The following is a 23,148-nucleotide window of genomic DNA, read 5'->3' as shown; positions in this document are numbered from 1 at the left end:
TAGTGGAAGAACGGCAGATATTAGTGAACCTCTTTAAAATAACCCGAACCTAACCAGTTCGGGTTATGAAGGGTCAATTATTCAGTTAGGGTTAATTCGTCTTCCGTTACCCATTTATGATTCGTTACTTTTTCGCCACCAGTTGTTGGTGTGTAGTCGATCATATATACGGTAGTTTCTGTAGCGGATTCGACCGTTGCAATCGCACCTTCCATTCCTTCCATATGAGAAGCCATTAATGTTACTTCAGTTCCTGATGGAAGTGGAGCTTCATCTGGATCTTCCAGTTCTTCATGAATGACCCATTTATGATTTTCTACGGGTTCTCCGCCATCTTCAGGGGTGTAAGTTACAACATAAGCTGTCGTATCATATGCCCCCACAATAGTTGCTTCTGCACCTTCCATTCCTTTCATATGGTTCGCTTCAATGATCGCCGTGCTACCTTCTGGATAAGTCGGATCTTCAGACTTTTGTAGCTCTTCAGGTACCTCAGCAGAGCCTGAATGATTCATCCCTTCCATATTACTTTCAGAGTTTGCCTCTGTGTTATTAGAGTTTTCATTTACTTGTTCATTGTTGTTTGCACAAGCAGCAAGAATGAGCGCCATTGATAATGTTATTACACCAATCAATTGAGTTTTACTTTTCATGATAGTCCTCCTCTAGTCTTTGGAATTGTATGCCAATATCTACTTTATCCGTAAAGTATGCACTTATTGTGCAGATTTCATTTGTTCACAGATTTATCGAATATCGGTGAAAGAACACTAAAAGGCCGCTCTTTCTGTAAGAGCGGCTGTCATGTGAATTATGGTTTTTCAGGTGGTTCCCCTATGACGCGAACTTCACGTTCAAGATCGACATCAAACTTTTCTTTTACTGTTTGCTGCACATGATGAATCACGTCCAGATAGTCAGTCGCTGTCGCATTATCGATATTTACAATAAAGCCAGCATGCTTTTTGGAGACTTCAGCTCCACCGATTCGTGTACCCTGAAGCTGTGAGTCCTGAATGAGCTTACCAGCAAAAAGGCCAGGAGGACGTTTAAACACACTGCCACATGAAGGGTATTCTAGCGGTTGCTTTGTTTCACGTTTTTCCGTTAAGTCATCCATGATTGCTTTAATATCCTCATACTCTCCAACTTTAAGCTTGAAAGTAGCTTCAAGGACAAGAAGACCATTTTCTTCTACATTACTATGACGGTAAGATAAATCAAGTTCATCAGCTGTCAATTTAACGAGCTTTCCTTCCTTTGTTACAGCAAGAACGCTTTCGAGACAATCCGCGATTTCTCCACCGTATGCTCCTGCGTTCATATAAACAGCTCCGCCGACAGATCCTGGGATTCCGCATGCGAATTCGAGCCCACTTAGTTTGCTGTCACGAGCAAATTCAGAAGCATCAATAATACGTGCACCAGCTTGAGCAATAACTTTTTCTTCTTCTTTTTGAATGGCTTTTAGTGACGAAAGATTCAGGACAATTCCTCTAATGCCTCCATCTTGAATAATAACATTAGAGCCTTTTCCTAAAATGGTTAATGGATAGTTAGATTGATAGGCGTACTCAACTGCTGCTCGTGCGTCCTCTAGCGTGTTAGGAAACACAAGGACATCCGCACATCCACCCATTCTTGTATACGTATGTGCATTTAATGGCTCATTTATCTTCAGTTCCGCACTGGGTAAAATGGAGCGGAGTTCATTTAATACATTTTGATTATTCATAGGCTACCTCGCTTATAAAACAGTTCGTTTTCATTGTGGTTTGAGTTCAATAATGTTTCATGGACATATTCAAACACATTTAAAATAATAACACAACTACTTGATAAATATGATGTTTTTCATAAAAGAAGCCTTTAATTCGAAAAGAATGTTACTTGGAAAGCAACTTATATAGCGGAAAAATCAATCTCAGACTTCGTGATTGGAAAAATGCTGTTATCCTATCAAATGCATAAATCATTGTATTCGTTACTCTTCTACAGATACTGTTACTAATCATCGCCAACGTTATCAAAAATAATCAGCTTATAGAAAAAATGTAGTAGATATAATATCCTATGTAAAAATGTATTTTAATACTGTAGTACAGGTGTACAGATAGGGTTTTTGGTAAAAAAACAACAACCGGAGAAATTAAGTTCTCCGGTTGTTGTTATGAATTAAGCTTTTGTTCGATAAGCCGTATTGTTATCTTTCAATGTCTCATCAGTTCCAAATAAAAAGTGCTTTTCCATATTTGGAGAATATACCGAGTTTACAGTTGTTCTGCCAACTGTTTCAGCCACCTCTCGCAGCATACTTGGAGAAGCCCCGCAACAGAGTCCGAAGTAATTGACGCCAACCTGCTTTGCTTTCTTAGCCCATTCCGCTAGTTCATAGCGATTGCAATAAAGCGGGTCTAAAGAGGTTGGAAAGGTCGTCTCTGTTGGCAATGTACACGCACAGCCACCGTCTGGTAAGTTAAAGAATGTTGGGTGTTCTTCTGTTGTACGATAAGGGATTGGAAGAGCACCAACATAGCCGTTAACAGACTGTCTAATTTTTTCAATGTAAGGCTGCATTGTGGCAGGTCCTCTAAAACAATTCATGCCAACAACTAGTGCACCTTGCTCTTCTAATAAACGGCAAGCTTCCTCAACGGTATAGCCGTCCCTTAAAATGTTCTCACTCATAAGTCCGAGTGTAATTACAGCTTGAAGATCCTGCTTTTGAATCTCTTCTAGCGCTATTTTTGCTTCTTCATAGAAGTAGAAGGTTTCGCCGTTGATGAAATCTACGCCTTCTTCTTTGCTCCATTTCACCATTTCAGCAAAAATTGACCGAATTTGTTCCTTACTTTCCTCATCTTCAGGATCAAATAAGTTTGTATTTGAAATGTTTCCAGCAACTAGCGCTTCTTCTTCAGGGTGTTCCTTCGCGACTTCTTTAGCCAGGCGGATGGCTTGTCTATTGAGCGGTTCTAACAAATCTTCTTTTCCAATAATCCTCATTTTCTCTCGATGACCATTATACGTAAAAGCAAGTACGACATCTGAACCTGCAAGCATATAATCACGATACGTTTGTTTTAGCGCTTCAGGGTTGTCTAGGGCAACTTCGGGTACGAATGATCCTGCTTGTAAATAACCACGACGCTCTAGTTCAAATAGATAACCTTCCCCGCAAATAACTGGACCATCTTGCAATCGTTCTTCAAGTGTTCTTTTCATGTGTAACAGCTCCTTTTCTGGATAAAATAAAAAACCCTCTTCTTAAACAATAAGAAGAGGGTTTGCTAACATAATCCTCCTCTTATCTTCCAGGTGATATCACCTGTAGGATTTGGCACCAGCTTCAACTGTAGTTGAAAGGTTGCCGGGCATCATAGGGCCTATTCCCTCCGCCGCTCTTGATAAGAGTGTTGATTTAATTTTTGAACATGTGTGAAATTATAGACCGGTTAACTGGAAATGTCAATCACTTATCTGATAATTACGAAATGTTAGGATAATCACTTGCTTTTCAATCGATAGATGCGATCTTCACGCCCTATCGGCTCGACTGACATTGATCCAGATGCAACAAATGAATCGAGGTAGGTACAAACAGCATAATAAATTTTTGGTTTCTTTGTGGAGTATCTCTTGTCTTGTACCTTTCCTTCCTTAATCAAAAGCTCACAAATCATCAGAGCACTTTCCATACCTTGCTGAATATAAGAGTCTACCTCTTCCTGTGTTGTAAATGAAAGGTCCCCTACAAAATAGGTTTCCTTAGGTTTCTCGCTTGTCTTTTCTTGTAAAGGTTCTTGAACATCTTCCGCGAACAAATCAAAAGCGCCTTGTAATTCCTCTTCTGGTTTCGGTTCTTCCTGGTTGCTTTTCGGGTTGACTACTTGTTCTACAGTGTTGCTTCCTCTTTGAAGAGCTTCTTTTTCTTCACGATAAGATCTGATTAAACTGTTTAGCCTTTTTTCTTGTAGATCTAGTAATGGAAGATTTAATGAAAGTGGCTGTTCAATGTCTAGTGGAAGGTTCAATCCTTCAGGAATGTCGTATGTAGGATAGCCGTTCTGTCTTTTCAACAGTAGCTCATCCAACTCATAATCTATTTCCATAAATCCCTTCACAACTTCTCTCACAATGGAAGCGGGTAATCCGGTATGCTCTTCGAAATGATTTATCCCGAAACGCCGTGTTTCTCCTGTTTTTGCATGTCGAACAACATACTGATACCGTAAAGAGCGACCGCACTCACATTTTAAATCATCTGAAACGAAGCCCGCATCGATGTAATCTTCTAGTATCCAATCATCAAGCAGCATCCTGATTTCTTCATCCGTTGCCCCACTTGGAATCATCCGCCCTTTACTTCTAGCAATTACATTCGCAAAAGCCGTTTTTTTACCGCGTTTAAGAAAATTCATTACATACGTTTGTTGCTCAATTGTCAGATCTGAAAAAAGCTCATCTCTTTGGGTGCTTGTCAGGCTTTGTGTCATATAAATCCCTTTCTGTACGATAGTAATGCCATTATATCAGTAAATATTCCAATATTGTTTGCATCGGATAAATTCTTAAAATAAGAAACGCCAATTCTGATGAATTGGCGTGAATTCGTTCTTAACGATGGCGGCCGTGCTCGCTCTTATGATTATGATGATGCTTTTCTTTTTTCTGTTTCGTTAAGTCGAGTGTATATTTAGCGAAACCATTTTCTGTTTCATCAACAAAATGAATCGTTTTAATGCTTTCCGCATAGGTTTTGGCTTGTAACGAGGATTCAAAAGTGACGTTCAGTTTCTTCTTATTAACTGTGTGAAATGACCAGTTCTGATCAGCTGTTGGATTAATTGTTTTGTTTTCAAGAATATAGTCAATTAAAATTTGTCTATTTTCATCAGGGGAATCAATAACAATATTAGAACCATCTAAGTGCGGAAAGTGCCCTCCGCCTGTCGCTCTGTAATTATTTGTAGCAACGATAAAGGACATGTCTTTCGTTACCTTTTCTCCGTTGTATTTTAGCGATTTAATTCGATTAGCATCAGCATTTACTACACTCCCACTCATATCATATTTCGCAGATTCTGTAACATCGATTTGATAGGTAACGCCATCAATAACATCGTAGTTATAAGAAGGAAAATCAGGATTAATTAAAGGCTGTTCCTGTTTATCTTTTTTGTTGATTACATTAAATTGGCCTGCTGACATTTCAAGCCAATCCTTCAGTTCGTCACCATTTAACAGAACCGCTTTCAGTGTATTGGGATAAACGTAAAGATCAGCTGTGTTTTTAATCGCGATGTCCCCAGCAGGAATATCTGTATAGTAGGACGAACCTCCTCGACCACCCGCTTTAAATGGAGCCCCAGCGGATAGGACTGGAATACCTTCATATTCGGTACCTTGAATATTGTTTTCTACATACCATTTTTGTGCATTGGTTACAATCTGGATGGACGGATCATCATTAACGAGCGCAAAGTAACTGTTAATGGGAGCTGTTGTTTCACCGACAGCTGTTCGCACATAATCAATTGTCGCTTCATGATCCTCTTTCACTGCATTGACGATATCAATGTCTGCTTCAACAAGTGGTGTTTTCGTTACTTTATCATAGATTGGACGAGCTTCAGATTTGGAATCCTTCACTGACCATTCCCCGTTATCTTCCGTTAAAGATAGGTCGATTACCCCTAGGTGATCTCCCCAGTAACCTGGCTCGACGGAAGCGACTCCATTAATGGTTCCTTTTGTATTATCCACTCCATCAACTCCTTGAAAGGTGTTATCTCCAGGGAATACTTTGTGGGCATGTCCAAATAAAATGGCATCGATGCCTTCCACTTCGCTTAAGTAGTAAACGGCATTCTCGTCATTTCCCTGTGGTGCTGCCTTCTCAAAGCCAGAATGAGGTATGGCGACAATAATATCGGCCCCTTTTGCCTTCATTTCTGGCACGTATTTATTAGCTGTTGCAACAATATCCTTTACGATCACATTCCCTTCAAGATTAGCCTTATCCCACTGCATCACCTGTGGTGGAACGAATCCGATCACGCCTACTTTCAGTTGATGTTCCGTTCCTGAGTCATCTTTCACGGATTTATCAAGAATTTGATAAGGAGTGAAATAGTTTTGATCATTTGATGGATCATCATCGTGGTCATCTACATACACGTTCGCATTTATGTATGGGAAGTTTGCGCCGGCTAGGCTTGTCTGAAGGAAATCGAGACCAAAATTAAATTCGTGATTTCCAATGTTCCCTGCATCATAATTCAGAAGGTTCATGGCTTTGTATACAGGGTGAGTTTCCCCTTTCTTTAGAGGGTTGATTTTTGCAACGTAGTCACCAAGCGGATTTCCCTGTAGTAAATCGCCGTTATCGAATAATAAACTGTTCTCAACTTCACCACGAGCTTTGTTAATTAATGTGGCTGTTTTGGCGAGTCCAAACTCATTCGTAAGCTGATCCTTATAATAATCATAATTTACGATATTCGTATGAATATCAGTCGTTTCCATGAGGCGTAGGTGAACATTCGCATTTGAGGCTTCTGCTTGAGCTGGAGTTTGAACAATAGGTACGGCAATTAAACCGATTGATAGCGCAGCAATAAGTGTTTTACGAAACTTGTTGTTATTCATATGTATTCCCCCTTAAGTATTGAAGCATTTTACCCAATATTAGTTTACCTACAATTGTTAATAAATGTTTGGAATTCAAATAAAAAGTTTGAAAATAGTAGAAAATGCTTCAGGAGACACGGGTGAATGGACCTAATTAAACATTTTTTCAAGTTTAATCAACTTAATTCGTAAAACTTGGACATCCGTTTATACATGTACATATCCTGGGACATACATTGAGGATGTAAAGAAAAAATAAAAATCTTCAGGAGGAAATACTTTATGTGTAATTCAAGTTCATCTTCATCATTTTGCTGTCCTGCCCCTTGTTCCACTCCGAACTTCTTTGGTAACAACCCAACGTTAATGGCTATTAAAAGATGTCTTCCAATTCGTACTATATGTCAAGATGAGGCAGCACCAGTTCCAGTTGATCTGTTAGTTGCTCCAATAGGCACTCCAGCACCTTCACTAGCTAGTGGATTTTTATCAATTATAAACACTAGTTCAGTAGCAAATGATTGCGTTATGACTCTTATTGTAACGGACGATACTGGCGCTGCAACGGAGTATACGATTGATGCACAATCTTCTTTAGTATTAGAACTAACGAACGTAACGTTGATTCAAATTCAGTGTACTTCAGCTGCACCTCCAACTCCAGATGTTTTTTGTACAGCTACTGTTGAAATGGATCTTCAATATACTGCAGGACTATAATATATTGCACTCAATGAAGTCTCACGATGGAGAGTGCTTTTTTATTTCGTTAATTTCGTTTAAAAATGAACAACGTAAGCTAAATTGGCTATTTCAATAAAAAGGAATAATGATTTCTGTCATACTTATTTTTAGATGGACTTGGACGCTTATCTATACAAAACAAATGTCCATGCATTTACTATATAAAAGGAAGTTTAAGGATGTGCTCTTATGTCAAGAAGTAAATCGTTGTTTAAAGAAGATCACCCCTTATGTGAAAAGCGTCGCCCCCATCAATCAAAGGGAGAGCTGGTGGAAGAAAATATCTGTGGTGTCTTTCGAATTGATCCACTTCTCAACCCTTATGCCCCAATATGGGAGGCGGTTGGAGATATAGGACCAGTATCAGGAACTCTATCAATTTATTACGATGGTGGGGTTTGTGAGGAAGTCGAGGTATTAATAGATCACTGTCATGAACCCGCATTTTATGTGCCAGAGGGGAATACGAGAACGAGAACATATCAACAACTGTGTCAAGTAACGATTGTTGCAAGAGATCGTCGAAAAGAAACCGGTTCTATTCACCACTCCCATGGACATAAGAAGCACTCCGTCTGTACGGGACGCTATTGTCTAACTATTTATTACCATGTAAATGGATATAAAAAGAAGTCACATAAGAAACAAGACTGTGTGAACAAAGAGTGTCATGGAGGGTGCTGATCTATTCTATCAGCCCTTTCTATTTTCTTTCAGGCATAAACGATAAAGATCCTCTCGCCCCCACGACAATCCTTTTTGAAATGATTTGACCGTTCTCTTCTTCAAAAATGAGATACAATTTATCATCATCAATTTCTGCATTGAGATAGGTAGCAGATGGATAGAGCTCTTTTAAGCTTTCCTCATGATAAACCTTCACAAGATCACCATTTTGATCATAAACGTCCAATCTTGATAATTGATCGTTCGTCATTATGACGTGAAGATAATTGTAACCAGATCTTACGCTTGCTTCCTCACCACTTAATTCAAAAGGTGGATTTGAGCGGTTATAATCGGAAGAAATACCTGAAGTAATCCATAAAAAGAGAAAACAAAGGACAATAATAAATCCTTTCATAATTCATCTCCCATATATAAACATCTATTTTCTAAAAATAAACGTTTTTGTTTACAGTGTATGCTTCCCCCGTTTGAGAGTGTGTCACCTACTATACATAAAAAAGACGCACCGTTAAAGGTGCGTCTTAATTGAATTATTTACCTGCATTTTCAAGTTTCTTTACTTGTTTACTGCGAAGCTGACCGCATGCAGCATCGATATCTGTTCCGTTCTCATGACGGATCACACAGTTAATACCGTTTTTCTTAAGCGTATCATAGAACGCAAGAATCGATTCTTTTTCACTACGCTGATAAGAGTGGTCATCAACTGGATTGTATGGAATCAAGTTTACGTAAGAAAGATGACGTTTGTCAGCGAGAAGATTCGCAAGTTGTTTCGCTTCTTCTACGTGATCATTGACGTCTCTCAACATAATATACTCAAACGTAATTCTGCGGTTGGTTTTCTCAAGATAGTAATCAATCGCAGGCATTAATTTTCCAAGTGGATAAGCCTTATTGATTTTCATAATCTTCGTACGCAGCTCATCATTAGGAGCATGTAGAGAAATCGCAAGGTTCACCTGAAGATCTTCATTGGCAAAGTCGTAAATTTGCTTCGCAAGACCACTTGTTGAAACCGTAATGTGGCGCGCGCCAATACAAAGTCCTTTTTGAGAATTAACGATGTGAAGGAAGTCCATCATATTATCATAGTTATCGAAAGGTTCACCGATTCCCATAATAACAATATGGCTTACGCGTTCTTCTTTCGCCTTTTCATCAAGTGCGTGTTGCACGTTCATGATTTGCTCAACAATCTCACCGCTTGTAAGGTCACGGCTCTTCTTAAGAAGTCCACTTGCACAGAAAGAACAACCGATATTACACCCTACTTGTGTCGTTACACAGACAGATTGACCGTAATGGAAACGCATGAGTACCGTTTCAATAACGTTCCCGTCTTGTAATTTGAACAAGAACTTAATCGTACCGTCAGAAGATTCCTGCTTGATTTCTTGAGTTAATGTCTGGATCGCAAAGTTTTCTTCCAAAAGTTTGATACAGTCTTTGTTTACGTTATTCATTTGAGAAAATTCTTTAACACGCTTTTTATAAAGCCAATCCCATACTTGGGAGGCACGGAATTTTTTGTGACCACGTTCTAGCAACCATTCAGTTAGCTGATCAAACGTTAATCCGTATATAGATTCTTTCATTTATAACCCTCTTTTCAATTCTTAGCCATTCAGTCTAATACTACTAGAAGTATAACCAAGTCGCAACCGCTTAGTCCAGAATAGTGAAGTGCATTGTTTAAAATAGCGTATGTTTTCAAGAAGCTTCGCTCGTTTACCTATTAGACTGTAACATATAGTGACTACGTTTATAAAACAAAGAAAGACCTCTCACTTCTGGAAAAGTCTTTAGTCGTGTTACTTACAGTAATGGAATAATAACTAAAATGAGTAAATCAAAGAGGATATGTGATAATAATGGCACCCAGAAGTTCTTTGTTTTTTCATAAAGCCATCCCCAGGCCATTCCACCTCCGATTGCAGCTAGTACTAATAAATACGCATCGGAATAAAGATGAGCCGTCGCATATAAAATGGTCGCTATAAGGATGGTGTCTCCCTCTTTGTACTTCTTTAACTGTTGCTGAATATATCCTCGCCAGTAGATTTCTTCTCCAGGAATGACGATCAGAACAAGACTAATGAAATGCCAGGCTTTAACTGGTTGGACCACATCATAAAACCGCTCCATCTCTTCGAATAAAGAGGGATAAACCCACTTGATTCCCTCTATCCCAACATAGGAAAGTATATATAGAAATAGGGCACTAATGACGATATAAAGCCAATGTTTGAACGTGATTTTTTTGAACTTAAGTGCGCCTGCTTTAACACTTAAGAAAATTAAGATAGCTAGTGTTAATGTAAAAACAGGCCAAAATGTTCCTGGGAACCGAACAAAGCTTAAAAAAAGCAGAATATGAGCTAATAAAAGTGTGCTAAGGATTATGATTTTCTGATTCATAGTTTCATCACCCTATCTTGTTGCCTCTTTTTATCATCCTACCCTGAATGTATCGAACGCATGTTAAATTGAACAGCTTGAATATGTAATGATGTGCTAAAAGTAAAAAGCTAACGAAATATGCTTCGTTAGCTTTTAGGCTATTTGCTTTGCGATTTGCACTTTTCTTGAATGACAGCAAGAGCACTTTCTTTGTCAGGCTGATCACTCTGATGCCAGCGGATTTTTCTTCCGAATTCATCTGCCTTTGCATAAGCATAGATTTTGCCTTCGTATTCCGCCACGCTAATTTCCCAGTAATACGTCACCTCTGCTCCAGTGGGCTGAGTAACTTCGACTGGATAGAAAAAATAATCTACCTTTTTTAGCATATTAGCAGCTCCTTCATTATTGCTTCACAGTTATTTTACCAGATTTTTTATTGTTAGGTTTAATGGTTTACTAGAAGAGTGACTTTTATCACATATGGGGAACTGTATTTCGTATATGCTTATATGTGAAAGACGTCACATATAAGCATATACGAGAAAAGGTGATGAAAATGAACGGACTTCAACTTTTTACAGCATTAACTCCTATTTTAGCGGTGTTTATCTTACTTGTTCTTTTGCGTTTACCTGCAACGAAAGCTATGCCGGGAAGTTTACTCCTCACCGCATTAATGGCCAATACTATATGGAAAATACCAATGATACAAATGACAGCAGCATTCATTGAAGGGTTAATCATAGCTTTGTCGATTATTTGGATTGTATTCGGAGCGATTTTATTATTAAACACGCTACGAAATAGCGGAGCGATTGACGCAATTCGCACGGGATTTATGGGAATATCCATGGATCGAAGGGTTCAGCTAATTATTATCGCCTGGTTATTTGGGGCATTTATTGAAGGGGCAGCAGGATTTGGAACGCCAGCAGCAATTGGAGCGCCACTTCTTGTGGCATTAGGATTTCCTCCACTTGCCGCGGTTGCGATGGCCCTTATTGCTGACAGCAGCCCTGTTTCTTTTGGCGCCGTTGGAACACCAATTATCGTCGGTGTAGATCAAGGACTCCGACAGGGTTCAGCTGTCGCGGATCAAGTAACAGCTTCCATTGGACAGCAATCGATGCCTGAATATTTGCAGGCAGTCACTCAAAGTGCTGTCATGATTGATCTTTTCGTAGGTACTTTTATCCCGCTTATTTTAGTCATGATGTTAACACGTTTTTTTGGTGAAAACCATTCTTGGAAGGAAGGTCTTTCTTTATGGAAGTTCGCTATATTTGCCGGACTCAGCTTCACACTGCCGGCTTTTATCGTAGCAACCTTATTGGGCCCGGAATTCCCGTCTATTATTGGAGGTCTCGTGGGACTTTCGATTGTCGTCCCTGCAGCCAAAAGGGGTTTTCTCCTTCCTAATGAGCCGTGGGATTTTAAAAAGACAAACGAACCTAATGTAAACACTCAAATGACCCTACCTTTGTGGCTGGCCTGGATTCCCTATTTACTTGTTGCGTTATTATTAGTGCTAACGCGTTTGGACCTCCTTCCGGTAAAGGGATGGCTAAGATCAGTTAAAGTTGGCTGGAACCAAATTCTTGGTACAGAAATCAGCACTTCCTTTGAACCATTATATTTACCTGGCACCATCTTCATTGTGGTAATAGTGATAACAGTATTTCTCCATAAAATGAGCGGAACGGCTGTCCAGAAAACGGTACTGGATTCATTGAAAACGATGATTGGGACTGTCGTAGCACTTGGGACAGCTGTTCCGATGGTTCGGATTTTTATTAACTCTGGAATTAATGGTGCTGATCTCATGAGTATGCCAATGGAGCTAGCGACACTTGTTGCAAATGCCGTAGGGGATGCGTGGCCACTTGTTGCCCCGTTTATCGGTGCTCTCGGTTCATTCATTTCTGGTAGTGCGACATTTAGCAACATGATGTTTTCACTTTTTCAATTTAGCGTAGCGGATCAGCTTCAAATGAATGAACAGCTCGTTCTCTCACTTCAAGTACTTGGAGCAAACGCGGGAAATATGATTTGTGTATTAAACGTTGTTGCAGCTGCTTCTGTTGTTGGCATGGTTGGAAAAGAAGGAACCATTATCCGAATGACACTTGGTCCTATGTTGTTCTATGCTATTGCAACAGGAGTGATTGGATGGATTACAATTATGCTGCTTTAAGTCTCACTAAAGAACAGCGCCTTCTCAATTAATAGAGATGGCGCTGTTTCTTTGGTAGTATAATTATTGATCTAGTTTCTTAATATCTTCTTCTGCTTTATCAAGCATCATCTGATAATTAAATGTTGTATCTAATTTATTCAAGAATTCATCATACTCACTAAGGTCACGTTGTCCACTTATGAATTTAATCATTTCTTCTTCAGAGAATCGATCAGCATCTGCCGAATTATAGCCCTCTGGATAATCAATATACCCATTTAGAGATTCAATTCGCGGAGCATCTGCGGAAGCTTCGATATATTCCGTTTGTTTTGAGAATTTCGTTGATAGGTACTCCATTTCAGGTCGACCAGTGAATTGGTAAAGCCAGAAGTAGCCACCTTCTTCAGCCAGTTTGTCCGTTGGGACAATCTTGCCGTCTTCTTTGTTATAATGTTCTCCTTCTATACCATATTGAACGAGTTTAGATCCCTCATCAGATGCTACATAGTTAAGAAGTTTAAATATTTTTTCAAGCTTTTCTGGTTGGTCTTCAAGTGCTTTCGGAATAGCATAAAAGCCATTAGCTTGACCTATATCCCACGTACCTGCTGATTTTCCTGCAGGTCCTTCAATTGCCGTAAGCTGTACCCACTCAGCATCTGGATCTACTGCTTTGTATTGTTCAATATAAGCATCACTCGTTAAATTCGCCCATCCATCAAATAAAATCCCAAATTTACCTTGAAACGCTTTTTGTTGAGGCTCGTTACCTGTATTACTGAAAATTTCAGGGTCCGTTACATCGTTTTCAACAAACTTCGTAACAGCAGTGAGAGCTTCTTTCATATCAGGATCATGAAATGAGTTCACTAATTCACCGTCTTCTTTATAAAAGCTTTTTGGCATTCCTACACCATAAGCACCAAGTATCGGTTGGAAAGCGCTTACTCCTGATCCGGTAAGACCATAAGTATCTTTTTGCCCATTCCCATCTGGATCATCTTCTCGAAAGGCTTTTGCTACTTCATATAAATCATCTACTGTTTTAGGCATTTCCATGTTCAATGCTTCTAACCAATCTTTCCTAACCCAGTACGTATAGAAAGGTATGCTTGCAGGAACAGTCACCGCATAAACTTTATCATTTACCTTCGCTTTTTCAACATTATCTTCTCCAATAAAATCCTGAACTTCCTTAAGGTCGTCCATATAAGGGTCAAGGTCTAGTAGTAAACCTTTGTTAGCATATTCTACTAGAGCAGCTCGACTAACTTGAAACAAATCAGGATAATCCCCTGCCGATAAACGAACGTTTAATTTGTTTTCATAGTCATTAGGATTAACGGAGAGATTCACTGGAAAACCAAGTGCCTCATCTAGTTCTTGCTTAATAACGTCATTTTCTGGGTCAGGTAAGTTTACCCCTTGTCGAATGACTTCTACTTCCTCACTACCAGATTCGCTGTCAGCTCCAGACGATAAGTTACAAGCAGAAAGCAATAATGAAAGAGATAACGCAGGTATAAGGACATTACGCAACTTTTTGCTTTTCATAAAAACCTCTCCTTTTTCAATCGTAATAGATGAAGTTCATTTCACTTTTTCCTGAAACTAATCTTTTCTAGTTTATCATAATAATGAATCATTTCTGCTTTGAATTGATAGGGTTGTCGGGTCAACTCAACGGAAAAATAAAGCTCTGATTATTTAATTAAATCCTCTTCTACCTTCGCTTTTAAGGTAAACTAGCGCCTTCACTTCTCACCTTAACCACTTGTGTTTTACCCCCTTTAATCTGTTTAGCTTTTATTTTTCTAAATTTTCTAAATTAAGTATATAAATAATACAAGCTTATGAGAATAGAATATAGAGTCATTTATTTATACTTTATTTCAACCAAAATATGGATAGAGATACTCTTGGATTGATAGTTTAGTAGTTTACCCCCCCATTTGTAATTTTGAATTTACAAAAAACGTTCTCTCTGTGAGAACGTTTAAAGGATTATCCTAAGTTTTCGATGTTCCAAGTACGAATTGAATAGAATCCAGCATCAAGCTTTTTTTTCTCTTCTAATAGGGTGTTTTGCAACAGTTCCGGAAGCTTCTTAAAAGTCTCGTGATGGACGTCAATTCCTTCATAACTCGAGTAAATGGGAATAGTCACAATTTGTTTATCAAGTGTATCGAAGCAGTGTATACATAGAAATCCAACGCTCCTCATTCGATACGAAAACATAATGCGATATCGTGCTTCGCTCATATTATTCTCTCCTACTATTTTTTTATCAGTATGTACAAAATAGTAGATAAGCAAACCTCTCTTTTACGAGTAGCGAGTCAAGACAGGAGTGTTAGAGCATATTGTTTTTCAATTAGTATACCTGCTGATAAAATTGAATATGGGTTTTTCTTGAAAGAAAATCTCCCTTTTACACTCTGAATAGAGAAAGAAGATGAAATTATGTCAACTAGTCAAAAAAAATTATCTGATATTAAATACTCAGTACTAGATTTAGCTCCTGTTATGGATGGAGAAACTATATCCGATGCTTTAGAACGAACAAGAAATCTCGCTCAGCACGTAGAGAAACTTGGCTACAATCGTTTCTGGCTAGCTGAGCACCACAATATGCCCTACATCGCAAGCTCTGCTACATCAGTTGTGATTGGACATGTTGCTGCGGGTACCTCAACCATTCGTGTTGGATCTGGTGGAGTCATGCTTCCAAACCATTCCCCTCTTGTCATTGCTGAACAGTTTGGAACACTAGAATCGCTATTCCCTGGACGGATTGATTTGGGACTTGGACGAGCTCCTGGAACTGATCAGCGTACAGCATTTGCATTAAGACGAGGCACTGGAAGCATGGCTCAGGATTTCCCAGAACAAGTCGCTGAACTTCGCTCATATTTTGATCCTTCTATGAGCCCGGGATCATCTCCAGTACGAGCTATTCCTGGTAAAGGTCTTAACGTACCAACATGGTTATTAGGATCTAGCCTATACAGTGCAGAGCTTGCTGGAAAACTAGGGTTGCCCTATTCTTTCGCAAGTCACTTTTCTCCTAAAAATACAGTTAGTGCGCTCCAAACGTATCACCGAAGTTTTACGCCTTCGAAAGCACTCGATAAACCTTATACGATGGTAGGTGTAAACGTGATTGTGGCAGATACAGATGAAGAAGCAAATTATCTGTCTACGACTTTACAACAGCAATTTTTAAATTTGATTCGTAATCATGAAGCGCCTATTCAACCGCCTGTTGAAAAGCTAAATGCGAGTGAATATGAGCTTGCGGCACTTGATCAGCAGCTAGCTACTTCTATTGTTGGTAGTCCTGAAACAGTCAAACGAAAAATGCAGGAATTTCTTGATGAAACGCAAGCGGATGAAATGATGGTGATCTCTTCTGTATATGATTATGAAAAGCGGAAAAAGTCCTATAAGTTGTTATCAGAATTAACGACTGATTAATCAATTCTCCTATAACACGTGAGTTAAAATGTTCTGGTGTTTGCAAATAACGTTATTTCTTTGAAACCCGAACGAAGTTTAATTAATAGTAAGTCATTGTTAAGATTTGTCTTTACATTGATTTGAATGCTGGTTTATAATACCAATCATAACCTGAATAAGAACATCACTCATATAACCGCAAGAATATGGCTTGCAAGTTTCTACCGGATCACCGTAAATGATTCGACTATGAGTGAGCAACCATCAGTTTAATTACTGTAGACTCTTTCTTTATCTATATTCCCGGAGGCATGTTGCTCACTCTTCTGTGAGCAACGATGTTCTTCGGGTTTTTGTATTGAAGGAGGAATTTATATGGAAAATTTAATGAACAAAATTAGTCAGGAAGGTTTAGCTTTATCTGACGCTGTCTTAAAAGTAGATTCATTCTTAAATCATCAAGTGGATCCAGTACTTATGAAGGAAATTGGTGAGACATTTGCGAGTAAATTTCAAAGAGACTCCATTACAAAAGTCGTTACACTTGAATCATCTGGTATTGCACCAGCTGTTTTTGCTGCCCTCACCCTTAATGTACCGCTTATTTTTGCTCGAAAGCGAAAGTCGCTCACATTACAGGAGGACTTGTTAACGGCAGATGTATATTCTTTCACTAAAGAAGAAACGAATACAATCACCATTTCGAGTAAATTTTTAAATGAAGAAGATCACGTTCTTGTTATTGATGACTTCCTTGCAAATGGCCAAGCTGCTGAAGGTCTCATAGAAGTTGTTTCTAAGTCAGGTGCTTCGGTAGCTGGAATTGGTATTGTTATTGAAAAGGCATTTCAAGATGGCGGGAAAAGCCTTCGTTCAAAAGGGATTAGGGTGGAATCGTTAGCGAAAATCGCTAAACTAGAAGCTGGAAAAGTCACCTTTGTGAATGAGGAAAGTTTCGTATGAATAGCCTGAAATATTTGTCTCTAGGCATTCAACATGTTCTTGCCATGTATGCAGGAGCTGTCGTTGTACCACTCATTGTAGGAGGTGCCCTGGGGTTAAGTGGAAAGGAACTCACTTATCTTGTCTCGATTGATATTTTTATGTGTGGAATGGCTAGTATTCTACAAGTATGGAAAAATCGTTTCTTCGGTATTGGCTTGCCGGTAGTACTTGGTTGTACCTTTACCGCAGTTGGTCCAATGATTGCGATCGGTGGAACATATGGTATTACTGCCATTTACGGAGCCATTCTCGCTGCAGGTTTATTCGTGATCTTAATCTCACCTATTTTCAGCAAATTAATAGCATTCTTTCCACCGGTTGTGACTGGTTCAGTCGTCACCATCATCGGAATCACCCTGATTCCCGTTGCTATGGGGAATATAGCAGGTGGGGAAGGTTCGGTTGATTTTGGATCATTACAGAATATTAGTCTTGGATTTGGTACGCTTCTCTTTATTGTGTTATTGACTCGATTCTTTAAAGGGTTTATCCGTTCAGTTGCCATCCTAATAGGACTTGCAGTTGGTACGATCGTTGGCGGATTCATGGGGATGGTTGACCTAACACCTATTAAAGAAGCTAGCTGGTTTCATTTAATTCAACCGCTCTATTTTGGGGTACCTACATTTGAATGGACGGCTATCTTGACGATGATTCTCGTTGTTCTTGTAAGCCTTGTAGAATCTACAGGTGTATACTTTGCTTTAAGTGATATTTGTGATGAAAAACTGACGGAGAAAGATGTGAGAAACGGCTACAGAGCAGAAGGCCTAGCGATTGTATTAGGTGGATTGTTTAACGCATTTCCTTATACTACCTATTCACAAAATGTGGGGTTAATTCAACTATCTGGTGTCAAGAAGAAGCAAATTATTTATCTCGTTGGTTCAATGCTGATTTTGATCGGTTTAGTGCCAAAAATCGGTGCTGTCACAACTATTATCCCGCCACCAGTCCTTGGTGGAGCTATGATTGTTATGTTTGGTATGGTAATGGCTTATGGCATTAAAATGCTTTCTCGCGTAGACTTTCAATCTCAAGAGAACCTCTTTATCATTGCTTGTTCGATTGGAGTTGGTCTAGGTGTTACAGCGGCTCCATCTGTTTTTGAAAAACTGCCACAAAGCCTCCAAATATTAACAGATAATGGGATTGTAGCAGGTAGTTTAACGGCAATTACATTAAATATTGTTTTTCACGTATTTGGAAAAGAAAAAACAATTTCCGCTGCTCTCGTTCAATCCAAAGCCTCATAAAACAACAAGCCTGGATTCGAATAACTCATTCGAATCCAGGCTTGCTTTTTGATAATGATGAAATTTTAGCTATTTTTCTTTACTAATTTAATATAGTCAATATTTAAAGGGGAAAGTAAGTTGTTCATATAAATGACATGTTCACCTGCTTCAAGTTCAAATAGAAGCGGCTGGTTATCTAAAGCATCCAATCGTACATCTTCCCAATTCTCCCATCCATATGTGGAAGGAAAATGAAAGCTATTCGATTGGCCTTCGTCTACCTTAAATTCTCGATAAGCATTCGGCATATCAGTGGAATAGCGTACAATCGCCTTGTAAGTTCCTCCATCTGAAACCGTGATTTTCCATTTCAACCAGTGGTTCTCATGATCCCAGTTTTTCAGAGCTAATCCTTCTGATGCTCCGGCTTTTGGAGTGATGACGACCTCTCCACCCCCCTGATCAACAAAATCTTCCCCCTCAACAATAACTCCTTCTTCTGCAGAGGTTATGGAAACTTCTCCAGTGACTTCTGGTTCTGTTTGCTGCTCTTTAAAGATAGGTTCTACATGTGAATAAAGCTGTGCTACTTCTTTCGGATTCCCGCCATCTGTCAAAATAAATTGATCATTATTTTTAACGGGTATAGTAAGTTGGTTTTTCTGATTCATTTTCAACTTTTTCATTTTCTCTTTTTCTTCATCATACATCCATACTTTTGTCTGTGGCTTTATCAAATCACCTGAAAGAGTGATCACATTCTCAGAACCTTGATAGTCGATTCGAAAGTTTTCTTCTATCTTACTAAGTTCGATACTTCCCTCTTGATCTAGTGTTAGATTGGTTTCATCCAAACTAAGATAAGTTCCTTCCTGAAGTGAAAGCCCTATTAGTTTATGATCATTTAATGAATGTCTTGTCATAGCGAAAGCACCGTCGGATTCCATTTCGTTCATTTTCTTTTGTTCTAATTTGTTTCCAATGATAATGGCATCTTCAAAATCCAAACTAGAAACAGTAACACCTTTAGCAAATTGATCGCTCACTACAGGGGCTTCCATGACATTTACTTTTTCATTTTCTTCCTCGTAAGGTTGAATGACAGAAACAAAATCAGTTTTTCTTGCCGATCTACGTGGCATCAACATTTCAGTGAAGACATTTCCGGTATAGATAGATGTTTGTTCTTCACCTAGCATCGTAAGGGTAAAAAACTGTTCGTCTTTTTGATAGGTTGCTTCCCATAGCTCGTCTGATATCCCCTTCTCCAAACTATTCAAATGTTGATAGCCGCCTTTATCTCGAAGTTGATCGACATTACTTCGATCGTCAACAGTGATATCCTTTAAGTCTCCATCTATATGGAAAGGAAGATCGTACGTATGATTGTCTTCACTTTCAGCATGAAACCAATCTAGCACATACTCATCTAACATCGTAGTGGTGCGTTCCATGGCAACCCCTTCATAAACTGCCTCAGTTATTGCACGGGTTTGCTTCACAACTGGACCAATGAAGTCATGTTCTAAGTAACCTGAAGAAGGGTTTCCTGGTTCATCAGCTTGCCATAAATATGTTGAGTCCCCCTGCGGATACTGGCTCGTTTGATCAACAACGAGTGTATTATGGGCTAGCGTTTGTTTCGCCCAGCTCACATGCATAGGATTGTCATACCCAAGGGAGCCAGCATCTTTCAGCCACATTTTCGAATCAGCATACATCATAATGCCTAATTTATCTGCATGAAGGTGTCCGTTGGGAGTTCCGGGAGGACTATAAAAAAGACTAACATTCATCGCTTCCTCAGCCGGTTTATGATTACGGATAATTGTTAAACCAGAATCTCGATAAAAGGTGCTCCCGTTCTTATTTTCCCCTTCTGGAGCAAAGTCATTTGTACCAATAGAAAAATCAGCAGAAGAAAGATCTTTATCTGCAAATAATATCGCCCAAGGCTCTGTGAGTGAACCTTCACGATTTTCTCCAACGGATTGTTTAATCAGCCAGGCGTATTTTGGGTCTTGATAGTAATGGAAGCCAATTTCATATATCATTTTTGATTGTAATGTTTTATATGCAGCGTTCCCGATTGCAGGGCGAGCCATATTTCCAAACGTATAATTCATTAATGAATCGAGCATTTCTTTAATAGCATATTGTTCACCATTTTTTACATGAAATAAGTCTTGATTCGATTGATAGAGTGGAACAGAAAGATACATAAGGGGTTTAATGGCATATTCATGATACGTACTTGGACCTTCCCACCATAGCCCATCTTGGCGGATTCCTTCCGAAAGCTGCCTAATCGCCCCATGTTTTTGATCATTGATAACTTGATCTAGACGTGACATGTCTTTCAAAACGAGTGCTGCATTACCGATCGCAGCATTATGCCAGACCTGCCAATTGGAGAGACCTCGTTGGTAGCGATCAATTACTTCTATTGCGTTTTTCAATACATTCTCTTCTACTTTATATCTCTCATTATCATTTAGAAAAGGATGCATCATATCGTATACCCAAGCTATATTGATCAACCATTCCGATTCTTCAAGAGTTTGTGCTGTAAGTCTCCCATCATAACTTCCTGTCAGGGGATAATCGGGGTAATGATCTGCGTATTCTTTCATTATCGTAATGGCAGCTTCTTTGTATTTATCATCCTCTGTTATCCAATAAACGAGTCCGGCATCTCTTGCGATTTCTCCTAAATGCAAGTGAAGGTTATTCTTAGTAGGCGGGAGTGAAAATTCCCCTGTGGTTCGTTGGACTGCTTCATCTGCGTTTTTCTGTAAGTCTTTAAATGCATCTTCTGCATATGCTTCTGTTTCTATTTTAGCTTTTAGTTCGTCTATGTCATTTTCACTAAAATACAAATAAGGATGATCAAGACTTATTGGTTCATCTTGGACTTTAGGGAGAATATCTTTTTGTTTAGCAGTTATGAAATCGCTCTCATTTCCTTCCGCATCAACGACAGTCATAGCGAAATACTCATCAGTAATGTCTTCATCCATCCAAAGTGAAGGATGCTGAGCTTGATCTTCGGCTACAAGAGTGGCCTCGTTTAAATTTTCAATTTTATTTGGAGAAGAATAAATTCTGATGAACTCAAGGCGCGATTCCGGAGATAATCCCCATGTTCCTACAGCGCCATTTTCTATATGAGTAAGGACGCTAAATGCCTCTGGCTTAGATGGTGGTTCGACGTTTGTGATTTCAACTGATGCAGTATTGGATTGACTACTTTCCTTTGTGGCTTTCATTATTGCTTCTATCTTATAAAAATAGGTAGCACCTAAGGAAGTTCTCGAGTCGATCCATTCGTTTGTTTCACTCTTATTTAATAGATGTTCCTCATCAAGTGGAAACTCAACTTCTGTGCTTCGATAAATGTTATATGTTAAAAGGTCATTATATCCGGGAGGGACATCCCATTTTAACTTGACAGCTCCTGTTGTGATTGTCGTTGCTTGAAACGCACTGATTTCAGGTGGCTCATCATAGTTCACTTTTACTAATTGCATATCATCAATCCACGCTTCCCCATTTCGACTATCCATCATTGGTTCGATGGATAATGTAACCGTGTTTTTCGGGACGTTCAGGAGTTTAGTTATTTTTGTCCATTCATTTGAACCTTCCATTGCTCCAACTAAAATCATACCTGACGTATTTTGCCATGCTTCATTTTTGAATTGAATGCGTACGGCCATAGACCCTGTACCTTCATTAATATCTTCCGTCTTCATCCAATAAGATAGTGCATAGGTTGTTTCCGCTTGTATGGGAACTCTTTGAACGAGTGACGTTCTATCATCAGGATTTGTATTGTGTAGATAAGCAGATTGTGTTCCTTCCTTCACCTGATCTGTAACAAGCTTAATTTCTCCATTTCCCTTCGGCTTCCACGTACTCCACTTGGGAGGGACGGAGCCAGGATCACCATCCTCAAATGCTCCATTAAGAACATAATTAGCCTGACCGATCTCTACTGTAAATGCGGCGGTTAACGCGCCAGATGCTGTTGTGGCTGTAATCGTTGCGAAACCATTGTTTAATCCTTTAACTAGTCCTGTTTGATTAACTTCTGCAACAGTGTTGTCAGAACTAGTCCATGTAACTTCCTTATTTGTAGCGTTCTCAGGTAATACAGTGGCTTCAGCTTGGAATGTTTCATCAATTTCCATTGCTTTATAAGAAGTATTCAATTCTAGTTTTGTTGGAAGTATATTAGTAGTTGGTACAACTTGAACGTCATCGATCAATATTTGCCCTGTCCCGTTTTCAAGAAAATTCTCGATGCGTATTTTTGTGATGGTTGAAGGGATATCAAGCGTCAGGGAGGCTTGCTCCCAATCGGTTGTTCCCTTCCCTTCAAACAGCGTGAATTCTTTACTTCTTTGCCCATCCGCTTTATAGAAGGATACTCTTATATAGGCTCCCTTTGAAGAGGATTGAACATTGTTAAGTTTAATCCATTCAGAAATTTGATAACTTTCCCCTGGCTCCACAAGAATATCTTGATACACCGAGGCGCGAGCATTTTCATCAGGGCTTTGAATGGATAGTGCGTGACTTCCATCAATCGACGAGTCAGTAATAGCTTCAATCGTTGGGTTTCCAGAGGCTTTCCATACTCCCCATTTGTTCAATGAACCATTCGAATCTTCAAAGCTACCATTACGAATCATGTTGTTTTCTTCTGCATGAAGCGATGATGAAACAAGTAAGGAGATAACTAAGGTCAAGACGGCTAGTAAAGAGTATCCAAACGGTTTCTGCATAATA

The 23,148-nt window shown here is 39.2% G+C and carries 18 protein-coding genes and 2 riboswitches; of the genes, 6 read left to right on the top strand and 12 right to left on the bottom strand.

Translation table 11 applies throughout. From position 1 onward, the window contains the following. Window positions 1-77: 77 nt before the first annotated feature. The 5 genes from AC0VYO_RS11745 to AC0VYO_RS11725 all read right to left on the bottom strand — a co-directional run bounded on the left by AC0VYO_RS11745 (window position 78) and on the right by AC0VYO_RS11725 (window position 6,651). On the bottom strand, window positions 78-653 hold the full coding sequence (locus tag AC0VYO_RS11745) for a YdhK family protein (protein ID WP_283154193.1): 576 nt from the start codon (window positions 651-653) through the stop codon (window positions 78-80). Window positions 654-811: 158 nt separating this feature from the next. Beyond that, window positions 812-1,735 (bottom strand): UDP-N-acetylmuramate dehydrogenase, encoded by a 924-nt coding sequence (gene murB, locus AC0VYO_RS11740; RefSeq protein WP_194221750.1) that lies wholly within the window; start codon window positions 1,733-1,735, stop codon window positions 812-814. A 440-nt stretch (window positions 1,736-2,175) separates the two neighbouring features. After that, window positions 2,176-3,225: a homocysteine S-methyltransferase family protein gene (locus AC0VYO_RS11735; protein WP_475365257.1), complete on the bottom strand. Its 1,050-nt coding sequence runs from the start codon at window positions 3,223-3,225 to the stop codon at window positions 2,176-2,178. A gap of 79 nt (window positions 3,226-3,304) precedes the next feature. Further along, window positions 3,305-3,414: riboswitch (SAM riboswitch) on the bottom strand. A 92-nt stretch (window positions 3,415-3,506) separates the two neighbouring features. Further along, window positions 3,507-4,496: a DUF3895 domain-containing protein gene (locus tag AC0VYO_RS11730; RefSeq protein ID WP_475365256.1), complete on the bottom strand. Its 990-nt coding sequence runs from the start codon at window positions 4,494-4,496 to the stop codon at window positions 3,507-3,509. Between the two features lie 121 nt (window positions 4,497-4,617). Then, entirely contained in the window at window positions 4,618-6,651 is a 2,034-nt protein-coding gene (locus tag AC0VYO_RS11725) for a bifunctional 2',3'-cyclic-nucleotide 2'-phosphodiesterase/3'-nucleotidase (RefSeq protein ID WP_283154196.1), read from the bottom strand. A 264-nt stretch (window positions 6,652-6,915) separates the two neighbouring features. Here AC0VYO_RS11725 and AC0VYO_RS11720 point away from each other — a divergent pair, with 264 nt between their 5' ends. Then, window positions 6,916-7,353: a hypothetical protein gene (locus tag AC0VYO_RS11720; protein WP_475365255.1), complete on the top strand. Its 438-nt coding sequence runs from the start codon at window positions 6,916-6,918 to the stop codon at window positions 7,351-7,353. 213 nt (window positions 7,354-7,566) lie between these two features. After that, entirely contained in the window at window positions 7,567-8,061 is a 495-nt protein-coding gene (locus AC0VYO_RS11715; RefSeq protein WP_475365254.1) for an S-Ena type endospore appendage, read from the top strand. A 19-nt stretch (window positions 8,062-8,080) separates the two neighbouring features. On the opposite strand, the gene AC0VYO_RS11710 is transcribed toward AC0VYO_RS11715, so the two are convergent. The 4 genes from AC0VYO_RS11710 to AC0VYO_RS11695 all read right to left on the bottom strand — a co-directional run bounded on the left by AC0VYO_RS11710 (window position 8,081) and on the right by AC0VYO_RS11695 (window position 10,859). Continuing rightward, a complete protein-coding gene (locus tag AC0VYO_RS11710; RefSeq protein WP_475365253.1) occupies window positions 8,081-8,461 on the bottom strand; it encodes a hypothetical protein in 381 nt (126 codons plus the stop codon). Between the two features lie 136 nt (window positions 8,462-8,597). After that, window positions 8,598-9,665, bottom strand: a complete 1,068-nt coding sequence (gene rlmN / locus AC0VYO_RS11705) for a dual-specificity RNA methyltransferase RlmN (RefSeq protein WP_226613275.1) — start codon at window positions 9,663-9,665, stop codon at window positions 8,598-8,600. Between the two features lie 220 nt (window positions 9,666-9,885). After that, window positions 9,886-10,488: a CPBP family intramembrane glutamic endopeptidase gene (locus AC0VYO_RS11700; protein WP_475367571.1), complete on the bottom strand. Its 603-nt coding sequence runs from the start codon at window positions 10,486-10,488 to the stop codon at window positions 9,886-9,888. A gap of 140 nt (window positions 10,489-10,628) precedes the next feature. After that, window positions 10,629-10,859: a hypothetical protein gene (locus tag AC0VYO_RS11695; RefSeq protein ID WP_194221742.1), complete on the bottom strand. Its 231-nt coding sequence runs from the start codon at window positions 10,857-10,859 to the stop codon at window positions 10,629-10,631. A gap of 164 nt (window positions 10,860-11,023) precedes the next feature. On the opposite strand from AC0VYO_RS11695, the gene AC0VYO_RS11690 reads away from it, so the two are divergent. Beyond that, window positions 11,024-12,667: an L-lactate permease gene (locus AC0VYO_RS11690; RefSeq protein ID WP_475367570.1), complete on the top strand. Its 1,644-nt coding sequence runs from the start codon at window positions 11,024-11,026 to the stop codon at window positions 12,665-12,667. Window positions 12,668-12,730: 63 nt separating this feature from the next. On the opposite strand, the gene AC0VYO_RS11685 is transcribed toward AC0VYO_RS11690, so the two are convergent. Together AC0VYO_RS11685 and AC0VYO_RS11680 are read right to left on the bottom strand one after the other, a co-directional pair. Then, window positions 12,731-14,206 carry an extracellular solute-binding protein gene (locus tag AC0VYO_RS11685; RefSeq protein WP_475367569.1) on the bottom strand — a complete coding sequence of 492 codons (1,476 nt, stop codon included), beginning with the start codon at window positions 14,204-14,206 and terminating at the stop codon, window positions 12,731-12,733. Window positions 14,207-14,656: 450 nt separating this feature from the next. After that, window positions 14,657-14,914: a hypothetical protein gene (locus tag AC0VYO_RS11680; protein ID WP_475365250.1), complete on the bottom strand. Its 258-nt coding sequence runs from the start codon at window positions 14,912-14,914 to the stop codon at window positions 14,657-14,659. A gap of 201 nt (window positions 14,915-15,115) precedes the next feature. On the opposite strand from AC0VYO_RS11680, the gene AC0VYO_RS11675 reads away from it, so the two are divergent. The 3 genes from AC0VYO_RS11675 (at window position 15,116) to AC0VYO_RS11665 (ending at window position 18,372) form a co-directional block, all read left to right on the top strand. Continuing rightward, on the top strand, window positions 15,116-16,129 hold the full coding sequence (locus AC0VYO_RS11675) for an LLM class flavin-dependent oxidoreductase (protein ID WP_303533331.1): 1,014 nt from the start codon (window positions 15,116-15,118) through the stop codon (window positions 16,127-16,129). Between the two features lie 150 nt (window positions 16,130-16,279). Continuing rightward, window positions 16,280-16,381: riboswitch (purine riboswitch) on the top strand. Window positions 16,382-16,486: 105 nt separating this feature from the next. Continuing rightward, on the top strand, window positions 16,487-17,074 hold the full coding sequence (locus tag AC0VYO_RS11670) for a xanthine phosphoribosyltransferase (RefSeq protein ID WP_475365249.1): 588 nt from the start codon (window positions 16,487-16,489) through the stop codon (window positions 17,072-17,074). Then, the gene (locus AC0VYO_RS11665) at window positions 17,071-18,372 is read left to right on the top strand and encodes a nucleobase:cation symporter-2 family protein (protein WP_048309418.1); all 1,302 of its coding nucleotides are present in this window, start codon (window positions 17,071-17,073) and stop codon (window positions 18,370-18,372) included. Before AC0VYO_RS11670 ends, AC0VYO_RS11665 begins: the two co-directional genes overlap by 4 nt. Window positions 18,373-18,437: 65 nt before the next feature. Here the strand turns inward: AC0VYO_RS11665 and AC0VYO_RS11660 are convergent, their stop codons facing one another. Then, entirely contained in the window at window positions 18,438-23,144 is a 4,707-nt protein-coding gene (locus tag AC0VYO_RS11660) for a carbohydrate binding domain-containing protein (RefSeq protein ID WP_475367568.1), read from the bottom strand. Window positions 23,145-23,148: the final 4 nt, after the last annotated feature.

Source organism: Anaerobacillus sp. 63XJN7_4_ISO-PGPR-S23-413 (assembly GCF_056173725.1).
The sequence above is the reverse complement of the archived record's forward strand: the minus strand, read 5'-3'. Positions and strand labels throughout refer to the sequence as shown.

Excerpts from the sequence above, each read along its gene's own strand:
- AC0VYO_RS11700 (WP_475367571.1), bottom strand. The coding sequence starts at position 10,488 with ATGAATCAGAAAATCATAATCCTTAGCACACTTTTATTAGCTCATATT.
- AC0VYO_RS11735 (WP_475365257.1), bottom strand. The coding sequence starts at position 3,225 with ATGAAAAGAACACTTGAAGAACGATTGCAAGATGGTCCAGTTATTTGC.
- AC0VYO_RS11715 (WP_475365254.1), top strand. The coding sequence starts at position 7,567 with ATGTCAAGAAGTAAATCGTTGTTTAAAGAAGATCACCCCTTATGTGAA.
- AC0VYO_RS11745 (WP_283154193.1), bottom strand. The coding sequence starts at position 653 with ATGAAAAGTAAAACTCAATTGATTGGTGTAATAACATTATCAATGGCG.
- AC0VYO_RS11665 (WP_048309418.1), top strand. The coding sequence starts at position 17,071 with ATGAATAGCCTGAAATATTTGTCTCTAGGCATTCAACATGTTCTTGCC.
- AC0VYO_RS11660 (WP_475367568.1), bottom strand. The coding sequence starts at position 23,144 with ATGCAGAAACCGTTTGGATACTCTTTACTAGCCGTCTTGACCTTAGTT.
- AC0VYO_RS11720 (WP_475365255.1), top strand. The coding sequence starts at position 6,916 with ATGTGTAATTCAAGTTCATCTTCATCATTTTGCTGTCCTGCCCCTTGT.
- AC0VYO_RS11680 (WP_475365250.1), bottom strand. The coding sequence starts at position 14,914 with ATGAGCGAAGCACGATATCGCATTATGTTTTCGTATCGAATGAGGAGC.
- AC0VYO_RS11685 (WP_475367569.1), bottom strand. The coding sequence starts at position 14,206 with ATGAAAAGCAAAAAGTTGCGTAATGTCCTTATACCTGCGTTATCTCTT.
- AC0VYO_RS11670 (WP_475365249.1), top strand. The coding sequence starts at position 16,487 with ATGGAAAATTTAATGAACAAAATTAGTCAGGAAGGTTTAGCTTTATCT.
- AC0VYO_RS11725 (WP_283154196.1), bottom strand. The coding sequence starts at position 6,651 with ATGAATAACAACAAGTTTCGTAAAACACTTATTGCTGCGCTATCAATC.
- rlmN (WP_226613275.1), bottom strand. The coding sequence starts at position 9,665 with ATGAAAGAATCTATATACGGATTAACGTTTGATCAGCTAACTGAATGG.
- murB (WP_194221750.1), bottom strand. The coding sequence starts at position 1,735 with ATGAATAATCAAAATGTATTAAATGAACTCCGCTCCATTTTACCCAGT.
- AC0VYO_RS11730 (WP_475365256.1), bottom strand. The coding sequence starts at position 4,496 with ATGACACAAAGCCTGACAAGCACCCAAAGAGATGAGCTTTTTTCAGAT.
- AC0VYO_RS11695 (WP_194221742.1), bottom strand. The coding sequence starts at position 10,859 with ATGCTAAAAAAGGTAGATTATTTTTTCTATCCAGTCGAAGTTACTCAG.
- AC0VYO_RS11690 (WP_475367570.1), top strand. The coding sequence starts at position 11,024 with ATGAAAATGAACGGACTTCAACTTTTTACAGCATTAACTCCTATTTTA.
- AC0VYO_RS11675 (WP_303533331.1), top strand. The coding sequence starts at position 15,116 with ATGTCAACTAGTCAAAAAAAATTATCTGATATTAAATACTCAGTACTA.
- AC0VYO_RS11710 (WP_475365253.1), bottom strand. The coding sequence starts at position 8,461 with ATGAAAGGATTTATTATTGTCCTTTGTTTTCTCTTTTTATGGATTACT.